General features: G+C 44.4%; 15 protein-coding genes. 2 read left to right on the forward strand and 13 right to left on the reverse strand.

What is annotated here, in order from left to right; all coding sequences use genetic code 11:
- Positions 1 to 25: 25 nt before the first annotated feature.
- A complete protein-coding gene (gene secA / locus M3212_RS07685; RefSeq protein ID WP_251193366.1) occupies positions 26 to 2,536 on the reverse strand; it encodes a preprotein translocase subunit SecA in 2,511 nt (836 codons plus the stop codon).
- 314 nt (positions 2,537 to 2,850) lie between these two features.
- On the opposite strand from secA, the gene M3212_RS07690 reads away from it, so the two are divergent.
- Positions 2,851 to 3,501, forward strand: coding sequence for a glycoside hydrolase domain-containing protein (locus tag M3212_RS07690; protein WP_251193367.1), 651 nt, complete (start codon positions 2,851 to 2,853; stop codon positions 3,499 to 3,501).
- A gap of 159 nt (positions 3,502 to 3,660) precedes the next feature.
- Here the strand turns inward: M3212_RS07690 and hpf are convergent, their stop codons facing one another.
- Both hpf and M3212_RS07700 read right to left on the reverse strand, forming a co-directional pair.
- A complete protein-coding gene (gene hpf, locus M3212_RS07695) occupies positions 3,661 to 4,212 on the reverse strand; it encodes a ribosome hibernation-promoting factor, HPF/YfiA family (RefSeq protein ID WP_251193368.1) in 552 nt (183 codons plus the stop codon).
- A gap of 300 nt (positions 4,213 to 4,512) precedes the next feature.
- The gene (locus M3212_RS07700; protein ID WP_035345405.1) at positions 4,513 to 4,710 is read right to left on the reverse strand and encodes a cold shock domain-containing protein; all 198 of its coding nucleotides are present in this window, start codon (positions 4,708 to 4,710) and stop codon (positions 4,513 to 4,515) included.
- Positions 4,711 to 5,285: 575 nt separating this feature from the next.
- On the opposite strand from M3212_RS07700, the gene M3212_RS07705 reads away from it, so the two are divergent.
- Positions 5,286 to 6,179, forward strand: a complete 894-nt coding sequence (locus tag M3212_RS07705; protein WP_251193369.1) for a DUF6612 family protein — start codon at positions 5,286 to 5,288, stop codon at positions 6,177 to 6,179.
- Between the two features lie 294 nt (positions 6,180 to 6,473).
- On the opposite strand, the gene M3212_RS07710 is transcribed toward M3212_RS07705, so the two are convergent.
- The 10 genes from M3212_RS07710 to M3212_RS07755 all read right to left on the reverse strand — a co-directional run bounded on the left by M3212_RS07710 (position 6,474) and on the right by M3212_RS07755 (position 14,133).
- A complete protein-coding gene (locus M3212_RS07710) occupies positions 6,474 to 6,809 on the reverse strand; it encodes a hypothetical protein (protein WP_251193370.1) in 336 nt (111 codons plus the stop codon).
- Positions 6,809 to 7,210 (reverse strand): flagellar export chaperone FliS, encoded by a 402-nt coding sequence (gene fliS / locus M3212_RS07715; RefSeq protein ID WP_251193371.1) that lies wholly within the window; start codon positions 7,208 to 7,210, stop codon positions 6,809 to 6,811. The genes M3212_RS07710 and fliS (M3212_RS07715) overlap by 1 nt, the downstream gene beginning before the upstream one ends.
- 368 nt (positions 7,211 to 7,578) lie before the next feature.
- On the reverse strand, positions 7,579 to 7,779 hold the full coding sequence (locus M3212_RS07720) for a YjfB family protein (RefSeq protein ID WP_251193372.1): 201 nt from the start codon (positions 7,777 to 7,779) through the stop codon (positions 7,579 to 7,581).
- A 167-nt stretch (positions 7,780 to 7,946) separates the two neighbouring features.
- Positions 7,947 to 8,189: a hypothetical protein gene (locus M3212_RS07725; protein ID WP_251193373.1), complete on the reverse strand. Its 243-nt coding sequence runs from the start codon at positions 8,187 to 8,189 to the stop codon at positions 7,947 to 7,949.
- 96 nt (positions 8,190 to 8,285) lie between these two features.
- Positions 8,286 to 9,119: a flagellin gene (locus M3212_RS07730; protein WP_251193374.1), complete on the reverse strand. Its 834-nt coding sequence runs from the start codon at positions 9,117 to 9,119 to the stop codon at positions 8,286 to 8,288.
- Between the two features lie 172 nt (positions 9,120 to 9,291).
- Positions 9,292 to 10,680 carry a VWA domain-containing protein gene (locus M3212_RS07735; protein WP_251193375.1) on the reverse strand — a complete coding sequence of 463 codons (1,389 nt, stop codon included), beginning with the start codon at positions 10,678 to 10,680 and terminating at the stop codon, positions 9,292 to 9,294.
- 255 nt (positions 10,681 to 10,935) lie between these two features.
- On the reverse strand, positions 10,936 to 11,289 hold the full coding sequence (locus M3212_RS07740; protein ID WP_251193376.1) for a flagellar protein: 354 nt from the start codon (positions 11,287 to 11,289) through the stop codon (positions 10,936 to 10,938).
- Positions 11,286 to 11,693: a flagellar export chaperone FliS gene (gene fliS, locus M3212_RS07745; protein WP_285874129.1), complete on the reverse strand. Its 408-nt coding sequence runs from the start codon at positions 11,691 to 11,693 to the stop codon at positions 11,286 to 11,288. The genes M3212_RS07740 and fliS (M3212_RS07745) overlap by 4 nt, the downstream gene beginning before the upstream one ends.
- A gap of 19 nt (positions 11,694 to 11,712) precedes the next feature.
- Complete coding sequence (fliD, locus tag M3212_RS07750) at positions 11,713 to 13,725, reverse strand: flagellar filament capping protein FliD (RefSeq protein ID WP_251193377.1); 2,013 nt, start codon at positions 13,723 to 13,725, stop codon at positions 11,713 to 11,715.
- A gap of 33 nt (positions 13,726 to 13,758) precedes the next feature.
- Positions 13,759 to 14,133, reverse strand: a complete 375-nt coding sequence (locus M3212_RS07755) for a flagellar protein FlaG (protein WP_251193378.1) — start codon at positions 14,131 to 14,133, stop codon at positions 13,759 to 13,761.
- Positions 14,134 to 14,899 lie beyond the last annotated feature (766 nt).

Raw genomic sequence — 14,899 nt, forward strand, 5'->3', positions numbered from 1 at the left:
CTACCTCATTATTTTATCTTGCCGCTTATGCGCCGCAGCAGTTTTTGTACTTTTTGCCGCTGCCGCACGGACACGGATCATTGCGTCCGACCGTGACACCCTTTCTGATCGGCTGGCGCTTCTTCGGCTGCTGTTCCGTGCTTTGATGAACCGCCTTTCCTTCAGCAACCTTTTGGCGCTCAAGGTTTTGCTGTACTTGGGCCTTCATCACGTACATCGACACTTCCTCTTCAATCGAGGCAATCATTTGCTCAAACATTTCAAATCCTTCAAAGCGATATTCACGCAACGGATCGTTTTGTCCATAAGCGCGAAGGTGAATCCCCTGACGCAGCTGATCCATCTGGTCAATATGGTTCATCCACTTGCGGTCAACCGTCCGCAGCATAATGACCTTCTCGAATTCACGCATGTATTCCGGCGTGAACTCTTCTTCCTTCTGATTATAACTTGCCAGTACTTTCCCGGTAATCAGCTCGATCATTTCTTCAGGATCAAGACCGCGCAGCTCCTGTTCGGTCAAGTCATTTTCATTCAAAAGCTGGGCTTTCATATAATTGACGATCGCCCCAAGATCCCAATCCTCCGGAACCTCACTTTCAGGAGTGTGAAGACGTACCGTGCGCTCAATCACCGATTTGATCATCGATTCGACAATCTGACGAAGATTATCCGATTCAAGGACCTCAACGCGCTGCTTGTAAATAATCTCACGCTGTTCACGCATGACATCATCATATTGCAAAATCTGCTTCCGCGCATCGAAGTTATTCCCTTCGACACGTTTTTGCGCCGTCTCTACCGCGCGGGAAACGAGCTTGCTTTCAATCGGCTGATCCTCTTCCATCCCGAGCTTTTCCATCATCGTTCTCATGTTGTCAGAGCCGAAGCGGCGCATCAGCTCATCTTCCATCGACAAATAGAACTGGGAGGAACCCGGATCTCCCTGACGACCAGAACGTCCACGGAGCTGATTATCAATCCGCCGGCTTTCATGACGTTCTGTTCCAAGCACATGAAGACCGCCGAGCTCGATAACACCCTCGCCCAGCTTAATATCGGTACCACGGCCGGCCATGTTCGTCGCGATTGTAACGGCTCCCTTGTGCCCCGCGTTCTCAATAATCTCGGCTTCCTTCTCATGATTTTTGGCATTGAGGACGTGGTGTGGAATCCGTCTTTTTTTCAACAGACCAGACACAAGCTCAGATGTCTCGACACTTACTGTACCGACAAGCACGGGTTGTCCTTTTTTATGCTTTTCTTCAATTTCATTGACGACCGCTTTGAACTTCGCTTCCATCGTCTTGAAAATCAAATCGGGCCGGTCATCCCGGGCAATCGGCTTGTTCGTCGGAATCGCCATGACGTCCATTCCATAAATATTACGGAATTCCTCTTCTTCCGTTTTCGCTGTACCCGTCATCCCGGCAAGCTTTTGATACATTCTGAAGTAGTTCTGGAACGTAATCGAGGCAAGCGTCATGCTCTCACGCTGAATCGGCAGCCCTTCCTTCGCTTCGATCGCTTGATGAAGTCCGTCACTATAGCGACGTCCTTTCATTAAACGCCCTGTAAAGGAGTCGACGATGACGACCTCGCCTTCCTCGACGACGTAATCAGCATCGCGAACCATCACGACATGCGCCTTTAACGATTGGGTCAGATGATGGTTCAGCTGGACATGCTTTTGATCGTATAAATTCTCAATGCCAAAAGCCCGCTCGGCTTTATTAACGCCTTCCTCAGTCAGCTGTACGCTTTTCGTCTTTTCATCAAGCGTATAGTCCTCATCCTTTTTCAACGTCCGAATAAAGGAATTCGCCTGCTGATAAAGCTGGGTCGAGCGTTCAACCGAGCCGGAGATAATTAATGGCGTCCGCGCTTCATCAATTAAAATCGAGTCGACTTCATCGATTAACGCGAAATGAAGCGGACGCTGGACCATTTGTTCTTTATAAAGCACCATATTATCACGCAAATAGTCAAAACCAAGCTCATTATTCGTACTATAGGTGACGTCAGCACGGTACGCTTCCTGCTTCTCTTCCTTCGACAGACCGGATTCATTCAAACCAACCGTCAAACCGAGGAAGCGATATAGCTCTCCCATAATTTCACAGTCACGGCGAGCGAGGTAATCGTTGACCGTCACGACATGAACACCCTTTTCCGTTAAGGCATTCAAGTAAACGGGCATCGTCCCGACAAGGGTTTTCCCTTCCCCTGTTTTCATTTCAGCAATATTTCCCTGGTGAAGGGCAATCGCCCCAAGAAGTTGCACCGGATACGGTGTCATATGCAAGACGCGCGTCGCCGATTCCCGTACGACCGCAAACGCTTCTACTAATAAGTCATCAAGTGATTCTCCCTGCTGATGACGTTGCTTGAATTCTTCTGTTTTTTGGCGAAGACCGTCATCTGACAGCTTTTTCATCTCAGGCGCCAACGCTTCAATTTGCTCAACGATTTTTTCGTTCTTTTTTAATTGACGTTGACTCGGATCGCCGATTACTTTCTTTAATAGACCTAACATCGAATTCGTCCTCTCTTCTTTCAGCCCACCCAACAAGCGGACATGAAGCATTTTCACACTTACGATAATTTTAGCAGGTAAAATCGGAGCTTACAAGGACTTCCCATTCTTACACCTGATGACAGACGCAGGTTTGCCAAAGCACGGACCGAGGTCTGTTAGGTCGACACCCGCCTGCCGCTCCCTTTGCAACTGCCGCAATTGTCACGTCCCCTTCTCCTTGATGTTTCAAGCTTTACCAGGTAGCATTTTTCTGCTGAAGAATGTCGCCCAGATCGCCCCTGTTGCATACACTGGGCATGAGGAGGGATGACATGGCAATTTTAAACTGGGGCGTTAATTCGACGGCCCGTCTAACAGAGGAGTTTTATCAATGTGTACTCTCGGAATTCGGCCAGCCCGATTTCTGGGGGCGATACTTATCAGATATTCCCGGAGTCAGTGAAGGTTTAACAATGGAAGAAGCACATTTCATTCGTGATAAAGGGATGAAGCTTTTACCGATTTACAACAATTTTTCTGCAGCAGTCGGCGAACGTGCCGGTTCTGTCGCGGCAAGAAACGCGATTTTCAAGGCGCGAAGCATAGGTCTGGTGGAAGGCGTGTTTATCTTTGCCAATGTGGATAGATCCTTTGACGTAGACAGCGCATGGCTCACCGCCTGGGTTAAGTCATTTTATCAGAGCCCGTTCCGCCCAGGCTTTTATGCTGATCCGGATGAAGGACATTTTAATGAAGCTTTTTGTCAGGCGACGGAAGCAACCCCGCTCGTCGGTGAGCAGGCTGTTATCTGGAGCGCCGAGCCTGAGCCTGGCGTCACAACAAAGCGGCGCTTTCCCCCTTATGCGCCAAGCGGGCCTGATTGCGAAGCCAATGTCTGGGCATGGCAATATGGGCGCGACGCAAGTGCCTGTCCGATTGACACAGTCCTCATGCAGCAACAGCTTTATGAAACATTGGGCTAAGAAATGGCGGGACGTGCGGAGCCGTTACAATGACAGATTTCTTTTCGCCAAACGTGTAACGCACGGAGCCGGCGCCCTTCCCTGAATCAACCTGCAACCTAAAAAAGAGATGCTTCAAAAGGGATCATCATCCTGCTTTTGAAACATCTCCTGTTTTTCTTATGCCTCCGGCTCAATCAAACCGTATTTCCCGTCTTTTCTACGGTAAACGACATTCGTGTTTCCATTGACGGCATCCGAGAAGACGAAAAAGTTGTGACCGAGCATGTCCATTTGCAAAATCGCTTCTTCAGCATCCATTGGCTTCAAATTAAACCGCTTTGTTCTGACCACTTCTAATTCATCTGAAATCGGAGCTTCCTCTTCAAGCGGCTCAAGATCATTTTTGAACATATACTTCAAGCTGCCTTCCTGACGAAACTTCCGATTCACTTTCGTCTTATGCTTACGGATCTGCCGTTCTAGCTTTTCCACCACATTGTCTATCGCCGCATACATATCTGTATGAACTTCCTCCGCCCGTAAAAGCAGCTGAGGCATCGGAATCGTTATTTCCATTATATGTTGATTGTTTAACACTTGCATTTTCACGTTGACATCAGCCACAGGCGTCGTATCAAAATAACGCTCCAGTTTGCTGATTTTCTTCTCAACATAGTCACGTAAAGCTGGAGTTACTTCAATGTTTTCACCACGAATATTGTATTTCATTAAGAACTCCTCCTTTTCTATGTACTTACTTCTATATACCCCATTATAAACCCTTCTTAAACATAATATGTAGCTCAGATTAATTTTGTTGAATTTTCGTAAAGATACGGCTGCCTGCCAAAACAGCTTTGACCTGTTGACAATGGGTCGATACTCCACAAGTCCGTGCTGGTTCCGTACATCGCTTAAGGACTCGACAAAAGGGTAAAAAACAAAAATGAAAAACCCGCTTCTTTCTATAGAAAGAAGCGGGTTTGAATAGTTATAGCTATGATTCATTTTCCTACCCAGGAATGTGAATTAAAGCTTAACAACGTTCGCAGCTTGAGGTCCGCGAGCACCTTCAACAATTTCAAATTCAACATCTTGACCTTCGTCTAAAGACTTGAATCCTTCAGCATTGATAGCAGAGAAGTGAACGAATACGTCGTCCCCATCTTCGCGCTCGATAAAACCGAAACCTTTTTCTGCGTTAAACCATTTTACTTTTCCTTGCATGCTTTCACATTCCCTTCGTAACTAAAATACTGTGGATAATTTCCACACTTTTACTATAGCAGTGCTTATAATCAATGTCAAACGCTTATCCTGTCGAACTTACAGGAGAAATTGAAATATTTTGACGAATGCAGCCAAAACCATGAAAACGCTTCACTCTTTCGCATGCGACCCCTTTCATTTTCAGCAAAAATGATTATTTTTTTGAATAATCTAAATTTTTCCTTGTTTTCTGACATTTTTCCCATTAGAATGGTAGTGAAGGTTTACATATATAGACAAATTTGCACTATGCAATGGCTTTCAGAATTGCCCCTTCCACTAGTCAATGCTTATAATACTTACATTTCCCTCACCCATATTGGCATGGCTAGTTTTAAAATGCGTGAAGCACCTCGTTCCCCATGAGGTCTTTTTCCCCGCCTTCGCGCATGATAGAAAAAGGCACACCCTCTTTGGCGCCAAAAAAGCGGGAGGGGTGCCTTTTTGGATTTCGTATCTTTTGCCTACTATAATCATTCGTAAAAGTTTGGTAAAGTAAGAAAGATGATGGAATAAGAAGGGAGGCCCCTGGAATGATCGCTTGGAAAAAAGTATGTATCGGGGTTTCTGCTGTCCTGCTCTTAGCGGCGTGCGGCGAACCGGCCGATACCGATTCCGATGCCCCGGTGAATCCCGAGCAGGAGATGCCTGAAGAGGAGGAAGAGGAAGCGCTTCTTTCCGTGGAAGAGGTTCTGCTCCGGTCTGTTGACGTGATGACAGCCGTTGAGAGCATAAGCTCCGAATTGCACATGCGACAGACGATGCAATTCCCCGACGGAGAAACGTTCACCTCTGACTCTGAAATGGTCATGGACTTCATTCAGAAGCCGTTAGCCACCTATCAAAAAATGATTGTCGACGTTCCCGAAATGGGCGAAATTGAAACCGAACTGTATCTCGTCGACAATGAAATTTACTTTCGTGACGCGATGGAGGATGCCTGGTTTACATATCCTGATGAGTTAGCACAAAACGTATCAGAACTGCAAACGCGGCAAATCGAGCCAACCGAGCAGCTCGAGCTGTTACTGAAATACGTGGAGCACCTCAGCATAGAGGAAGAACGCAATCATTACCGCATTCATGTCGAAGGAGCCGCCTCAACTTTACCGAGCTTTGCCGAGGAACTGAACGGCATGGTCAATGAGGAGTTTGCCAATACGCTTGATTCCATGGCCAATTTAGCGACAATTGAAGCTGTTCATTATACGCTGCTCATTGACAAAGAAACGTACTACCAAACACAAATGGACATGTCTATGGACTTCTCCCTTAACTTGGAAGGCGAAGCCCTCCCTATGCAAACAACAACCAAGGCGAGCTTCAGCCGCTTCAATGAAATAGAAACGATCGATATTCCAGCTGAAGTAGTAGATTCCGCCGAAGAATTCAACCTTGAATACACAGAATTTGAGGAAGTAGGATAGAACGTAAGAAAAAAGTAAACGTTCAGAAGTCTGCACATGGTTTTAAAATCCCATACCGAAGCGGTTTTCCACGGTATGGGATTTGCGTAGGACGGAGCCACTTCCTTGTTTCCCCATCACAATTCGGCTTCTTTCAGCCAACCGCGTAACGCGCGAAGCCATCGCCTTGCTTCGATTTTTTCCTAGAAACGAGCCCCCAGGCCAACACCGGACCTGGGGATTTGGATTTCAACCCTCTTACAGCCGCTTCTCTCGCCGCCAATCAGGATGAGAAAAACCGTTTCATCCTGATTTTCAAAACCCCGCCGGCGGCTCCGCACCTGTTTCGAACAGAATCCCCATACCAACACCAGGTCTGGGGATTCTGTTCTTACACTCCACGTTTATCGAAGAAGATGCCGTCTGAGCCGGGGTCTTCGATCGATTTTCATATTTCCGTTTGTAGATCGGCTGTTCTAGCTGATACATTAAACGTTTATTTAATTTAATCAGTTCAGCGCCAGCTTCCACTCCGCTTCGTTTAAGCTCGGTCAAAAGAGCTTCGCGCGCAACTTGTTTTTTCCGAAAAGGTTCGTTCACAAAAGAAAATAGTGTCTCTGTCTGAAGATATAACATCTTCATAACAGACATCAGGCTTGGCCACCTGCACCGTGACGCTGCTGTCGGTCAGCCGCAATAACCTGCTTCCACGTATCGCGAAACTCAATTACAAGCTCTTCCGCTTCTTCTAACATGACGACATCATTTTTAATATTGGCTTCGACCATACGATTAAGAATAAAATCATAGAGTCTCATCATATTCTGACCCAGTTCAGAATCTGTCTTTAACGTCACCATCAACTCACGAATAATGTCCTGAGCCTTTGACAGCGCTACATTGCGCTTCTCAACCTCTTGCGCTTCCATTGCCTGCTTGGCCTGCTTGATAAATTTTAAGCAGCCATTATAAAGCATTAATGTCAGCTCGCCAGGAGATGCTGTCTTCATTGCGTTTTGTTTGTAAGCAGCTTGCATATGTGTTACAGCCATCGTGTCACCCTTCCTTTTTGGCTCATACTCTAAGACTATTATACTATAAATACTTACCGATAACAGTCTATTGATGTAAATAATTCCTCATTCTTATCCCTGGTTTCCAAACAGCCGGGGAAGACGCAACTGACTGCTATGTGGTCTCGTTCACTGTTTACAAGCGGTTCAACCATCACTCCCTCTCAACCCGACAATCCTTCAAAAACTTCTTTGTTAAAGCGTCCGGAGTGAAGGAAGATGCTGAAATCCTAACTATCAGCCATCATCAGTATCCTGCTGGTCTCTGCTTAAACGAACCGTAAATACCTAACCAACAATAAAAAAAAACCTTCAAAGGTTATCCATAAACCTTGAAGGTCTGCCTACTATAATGTTACATCAATTGAACCACCAAGATGAGGCTGAGCCGCATGCTGGATCGCCGCCACATCTGCTGAACTCAAAAGCTTCTGCAATGCTTCTCCCTGCTGCTCCGCATTGCCCATCGCCTTTTTCATAACCGCCATGCTGGCTTCCTGCCTGATTTGTCCTTGATTCATCGCCATAGAAAGCAACGCAATATCCATTGTAAACACCTCCTTTTCTTTGATATATACAGTAAAGGAGACGTATCTCCGAATCTTCTCTCAGTTAGGCCTCAATTGGGAGCTTAGGAAGCGAAAGGCCCCTTCCTTCTCTTCCCGATTCCGAAAATTTCCTCATACTCCTCATATCGGCAATTGAACAATTTTGTTTAATGCACATAGTCAGGAGAAATTTGTTTCTGTAATTCCCGAACTTCCTGCTGGCATTCCTCAATCTCCCGTTGAAGCTGTTCTACTTCTGTAGCTGTTGTATCACCTTCAAGTGCATAGAAAGCTATTTGTCGCATCGCACGCAGCTTCATTTCCAGCTGCTCCAATAACCAGGCCTGACGCCGACTCCAATCAAGCTGTCCCTTTAAATAGCTAAGCTGTTCCTCGTCTCGTTTATTCATACTGGCCTCCCCGGATGACCCTTCTTTGACTTCTGTCTCTAAGAAGGTGCACGTTTTTTATAAGTAGGAGCTCTGGTAAGGGGCGCTTCTTTACAATTACTGAAGCAGGCGTAACACTATGTGTGACTGCTGATTTGCCTGGGCAATCATTGCCAAAGCTACTTGAGCAAGAAGGGACCGTTTCGTATATTCCATCATTTCTCTTGCCATATCAGCATCACGTATCCGTGATTCTGCAGCTTGAAGATTAACAGCAGAATTCGTTACATTTGATATCGTATGCTCGAGACGATTTTGATACGCACCAATTCTCGCCCGCTCTGAAGATACTTGTCTGACAGCTGTTTCCAGTCTTTCGATCACTTCTTGCGCCTTTTCATGGGAGGATACGTCAAGAGCATCTTCCTCATCAAGGCCAAGCGCCCCTGCACGCATATCATTAAACTTAATTTGCATGGTCTGACCACTATTCGCCCCAATCTGCAAAGAAAGTGACACGTTCTTACCATCACCGGAACCATCCAGCAATTTTATTGTATTAAATTCAGTCGAATTTCCGATTGAATCAATAGCCGCACGCAGTTGTTCAAGCTCTTTGGCGATCGCCTCTCGTTCCCTGTCCGTATTCGTGTCATTTGCTGCCTGAACAGCCAACTCCCGCATCCGCTGTAAAATCGCCTGCGTCTCGGAAAGTGCCCCCTCCGCTGTTTGCAAAACAGAAATTCCGTCACGGGCATTCCGGGCAGCCTGCTCCAAGCCGCGGATTTGCGCGCGCATTTTTTCAGAGATTGCCAGACCCGCCGGATCATCGGCCGCCCGATTGATCCGCTGACCTGAAGAAAGGCGCTCCATTGAACGCTGCATCAAAAAGCTATTTTGCTGATAGTGACGATAGGCGGTTAACGCCATTGCATTGTGGCGGATGATCATCGTTCGGCTTCTCCTTTCAACAGACGCAATAGCTCTTTTTTGTATTTATCGGCTATTTTCCACTCCTATTTTACAAAAACGAGCATCCCAACTAAAAAAACTACCTTAAAAGGGGCTCGTTCCCTTTTAAGATAGTCTAACTAAGAAATGCCCGTTCACTCTTTTATTTTTTTCACTCCTCTCCTCTATACAGCTTATGTCTTTCACTTAATCCTTCTTGCAGAACTTCATTTCTTTCCGTCAAGCCGGTCGACACGGCTTCGTTCCTGATTTCCAGCGATGTGCTCGTCATATAATTTCGCAAAGCGAGAGCGCGGCTGTTTGCGGCATTACGCAGCTGCGACAGACTCATATCAAGCTCATCTTCTAATTGCCGAGAGAGCGCCACCATTCTTTCTTGTTCTGTTCTCGTCAGCTCGGTCATCTCCGCCTGTAGTTCCCTCGACTCTCCGACTATCTCCTGCTGCCTCACTCTGCTTTCAGCAAAATTTTCATTTTGCCACTCGCGCCATTCGTTTATCAGCTCGTTTCTGCGCTCACGGAGGATTTCTTTCAATTGATTTGCTGAATCGGCCGAGAAGTATTCACCACCGCCCGCCTCGGCGATCTCCATTAGCGCCTCCTGCTCTTCATTCGCCACATCAAAGCCGATAATGTTGACAACTGCGTTTATTTCACTCTCGTGCAACTCTCTGGCCACCTTGACCGGATCGCCGCCACATGTTTCTTCTCCGTCACTGACAATATAAATAATACTTTCAATCCGTTCCCCGCCCGCGGCTAACAAATCTTCCTTCGCCGCTTCAATCGAAGCAGCGATCGGCGTAAATCCGGTTGGCGAAAACTGATCGAGTGCCTCTAAAAATGCTCCTTCTTCAAATGGACTGAATGGATACATCAGCTCTGTACCCACGCAGGACTCGGCATACCCTTCTGCTGTATTATCACCTTTATGGCCGTATACACGCAGGGAAACATGCGTGTTGTCCGGCATTTGCGCCAGAAAATCTTGCACCGCTTCCTTCGCCAATTCCATTTTCACAGCGCCATCGACCGTTCCCGTCATACTTCTACTTGAATCAAACAGCACCTGAACATTCGCTTGTGGTGTACGTGCTTCCCCTTCTTCAGCATCTTGCTCCATGTCACCAGGACGGTCTGTCACTTCCAGCCGCGTAATTTCAACTTGATCAAAATAATCCTGATACTCACGATAATCTTCCGCCACTAAATCGAGGAGAACATAAAAAAGCTCCTCCCCCTCAATGCCTTCTTCAACCGCAGCCTTCAAAGCCTCCAGCACGATTTCCTCGTCATACTGGTCGCCATGATACATACCCGGTTCGGCCCGCATGAGCATGTCAGGCTCAGAATGCTTAAAACGTTCAAGATTCTCGGCGAGAAGTACAGATTCCGGCTCACTATCATCTTGAGCCGTAGCCACCTGCTCCTCCTCCGCACTTGCCTCTCCTTCTACCCCTTCATTTGCCGAACAGCCAAGCAAGAGTACTGAACAAACAAGCGACAGCAGCCACGCCGTCCATCTATGTTTCGTCTCCATTTCCTCATCCTCCAGTTTCCATCCTTTACAACCAAATCCTAATTTACCACCGCTCTCACAACTATTCAAACTATTATTACCTCTCTTCTGATCAAATAAGAAAATTGAAACATTCGAACTAGGGATTATGTTTTATTTATAGAAAAATATAAGTATAGTATATTCCTATTTGAATTTCAGAAAAATTCCTTTTAAATGCTACGACGTTAAAAAAGCTTAATCCAGTAACGTTACACTGGGATTAAGCTTTTGCACTTACACACCACGCTTATCAAAAAAGATTCCTTCAGATGTTGGACCGTCATATGGATTTTCATATTTGCGACCCGTCTTTTTCTTTTCTTTTAAATCAGCGAGATTCTTTCTGATTTCCATCTGAATTTGCTCAAGACGCTCATTTAGCCGGCCGTTAAGCTTGATGATTTCATCCCCTAATTTTCGTTCAGCAGGCGAAAATGAGTCTCCATCAAGCTTTTTTAACAAACTCTCACGCTTTTGCAAGCGCTCGTCCAGTTTTACTAAAAAAGCATCTCTTTCATCGTGATCCTCAGGTAATGGTTGCTTTACAAAAGTAACAAGCTCCGCTGTTAGCAAGTATAGATCCTTCATAATCTATTCCCGCCAGCCCCTGCGCCATGACGCTGTTTACGATCAAGCTGGAGCGCTTCCTTCCACATATCACGCATGCCTGTAACCATCTCTTCTGCTTCGGCAAGCATGTTTAAATCATTCTTAATATTCGCCTCAACAAGACGATTCAAAATAAAATCATACATCACCATCATATTCTGCCCGACTTCAGAATCGAGCTTCAATGTGACCATTAATTCACGAATAATATTTTGCGCTTTCATATTCGAGGTATTACGCTGTTCAATTTCGCCAGCTTCAATCGCATGTCTCGTCTGCTTTATAAACTTCAAGCAGCCATTATACAGCATTAGTGTCAATTCACCTGGAGATGCAGTCTTCATTGAATTCTGTTTATATGCATTCTGTAAGTTTGTAGCCAAACTACCTTCTCCCCTTTACTTATTGCCCTGCTGGATACATTTGGGCAAAGAACATTTCAGCCTGCTGGTTGGCTCGCTGAATTGCCGTTTCCATTGCCGTAAATTGACGCCAGTAACGATCTTCAATTTGTTGAAGGCGACGTTCAAAATTTGAAATCCGGTCATTTAAGTCGTTAATATTGCGACCAAGTGTAAACTGGTGATTTTCCACTCGTCCTCGCATTCCACCTGCTCGTTCAGCAATTGACTCGATTGCCCCATCCAAAGTATCACGCATCCGTCTGGCAATACCCTTCTCTTCATAACTATCGCCATCCGCGGCAAAGAGTTGATAGATACCCTCAGGATCCTTTTCAATAGCTTCTCTTAATTTATCTTCATTTACTTCAAGCTTACCACGGTCACTATAATTACTCGAAGTCGTGATCCCTATTTGTGACAAATGCTTGAATGCTGAATCAAGTAATCCACTCACGTTTCCATAAATGTCCAACCGCATTTTATCAAGGGGAGACCGAAGGATTTGATCATTTCGCAGCAGGCCTGAACGTGCTGCTTCTTCCCATTTTTCAATCTCACTTTCTGACATAGCAGCGCGTTCTTCATCAGTTAATGGGAGAAAGGAGCGGTTACGATCTTCTGTTAATTTCCCATTCACAAATTCAAGAAGCTCATTATACTCTTCTACGAATCCCATAATCGTCTCAAACACTTTTTCAGTATCCGTGGCTGCATTCAGCGTAACTTCATTTTCAAACGTACCATTTAGCGTAATCGTCATCCCTGACACAGTAAATGTATTAGAACGACGTTGAGTTTCTAAGCCGTTTAAAGTAAAGGTAGCATTGCTGGCCCCACTGTCGGCTTGTGTATTATCTAACTTAAGTGCAGTTTCAAAGAAGCCGGAAAATACTAACTCTGGTCCGCCTTCGTTAAATACACCTGTCTCTTTTCTTGTCATATTTACTTTATCAGTAAACTCATCATAAAAAGCATTTACACCAACAGGAGAACGGTTTAATTCATTAAAAACTGTATTAAGTGACTGATTAGCCGTAAAAATAAATTTGTCACTTACCTCGCCATTTTCATTAAAGCCCTTAATTCCTGCCGTCATATAGCGTTGGGCATACTCAACTTCTACTTCCGTATAATTAGAAGAGAAAACCATTTGACCCGTATTGACATCAACATAAACCTTTCCAGGCCCCAACTGATTCGGATCAGTTACAATCGATCCATCCGCATAACTAAAAGTCGTTCCACCGGCATTAATGGTCAGACTGTTCACATCAATTCCGCCTTTTGCTAAACGAAAAGAATTCGTGGCGGTTTGAGACTCTAATGTTTCTGTTGCCGTTTCAGTCATATAAGCAACGGATACAGTCGTTCCCTGGTTCACGGGCTCCTGGAATTGGAGCATGCCTGAATCAGTATTTAAAAAGACTTTTCCTTCCCCCAAGTCATTCTCATTTAAAACGACTTCATAAACCTGACCATTCACCTTTACGACCATATCTTCAGGATTGTGGATACCACTTTCACTCAATTGTACATATGAAGAAGTGAATCTTTGACTAATCTCTTCCCGATGAACGACACCGGTTTTCCAATCTGTCTCATGATTGAAGTTTGCAAATGATTGTGAGCCCAATGCAGCGTTTGTTGAAATCTTTTCTCCGCCACTTGAAATTCCACTTTCACTAAAGTAGGAAGCAGATTTAGCAAGTGTCTTAACATTATCTAAACGAAGACTCATATTCCCTACACTGGAGCTGGCAGTGGCCGTAACAAGGCTTGAATTAGAACTTGATACCGTTTTAGACAGCATGTTGGACTGTAACATAACCGTATCGAAAATATTCGTCCGAAATTGGTTAAGCATGCGGTTAATCTCCCGGTAGTCCTCCATTTTCCACTGCATGATCTGTCTGTCTTGCATCATCTTATTAACAGGCAGACGTTCTACTCTCATCATATCTCTAATAATTTGCTCTGTATCCATACCAGTTGCCAAACCTGATAATCTCATTACCTCTCACCACTTTCAATCAATACTGGATTTTTAGATTTTTTCATCAACAATTAGCCCTGCATACTTCAGCATCGATGCAATCATATCCAAGAACTCTTCAGATGGGATTTCCTTGATAATCTCGTCACTATCCTGATTTATGACTTGAACAAATGTACGTCCCAGATCATCATGAATGGAAAACCTGATTGCCGTTTTAGCTGTTTCCAACAATTCATTCACCGTTTTCACTTGTTTATCAAGTAGGTCGCTTGAACCATTATGCTTTCTCGATTCCTTTAACGCTTCTACTCCTTTTTCAATAAGTGATACGGATGATTCTCCTTTAGTTTTAACCGAACCTTCTTTTAAACGACTCTTTATCAGATCGTTTACTCCGAGACTTACAGAACTCTTGATCTCCACCGCACACCACTCCTCCTCTGAGCTATTCTCTTATTCTATATATCGACAGTTACAATATTTTTTTTAGGGATTCTTTGTGAAAGGTCGAAATAATAAATGATCGATTTAGAGTTTTGTAAAGGAATATCGTCATTGGCTTTTCCTCGAAATTAAACTGAACAGTTACACGGTTTTTAGTTTCGCTGAAAGAAGTGGGTCTTTCATGATTCACTCTCTCAATCATGCCTTCGTAATCTATACTTTCTTGCTCTAAAAAAGGTTGTATGAGTAATTTTCTCATACAACCTTTTAGAGTTTTAAAATCATTATGATTACCTAAACTAGGATGACCATTTTGCTGTAACATTACAACAAAAGCTAATTCTAGTAGGTTTTAAGAGCTTCTCGTTACTGTGTCGCTCTCTATACAACAAGCTTCATTATTGAGGTTTCACTTACATTAGGATTAACCCTGATGATAATAACGCATATCAATGGTTTCTTACCTTTGTAATTGTCACTTTTTAATTGACTGCTGGTTTTCAATGTATTCTATTAATCCATCTAACATGTAATGCGAAATACATCTCTCTTTTATAAATAGAAGAATTTCATCTACAGTTTTTACTTTTTTAAGTTGAATTGCTAGGGATAATAAGTTAACTCAAACTTCGCACCTAAATAATTAGATGAGGTTGTTGATTTTGTTTGGGTTCTCCCTATTTCAATAGGAGCCTTGACATTATGCTTCATAAATACAAAAAACACCTCATTCTTTGGTATAGTG

The organism is Halalkalibacter oceani, from assembly GCF_023715705.1.
GTDB lineage: Bacteria > Bacillota > Bacilli > Bacillales > Bacillaceae_D > Halalkalibacter > Halalkalibacter oceani_A.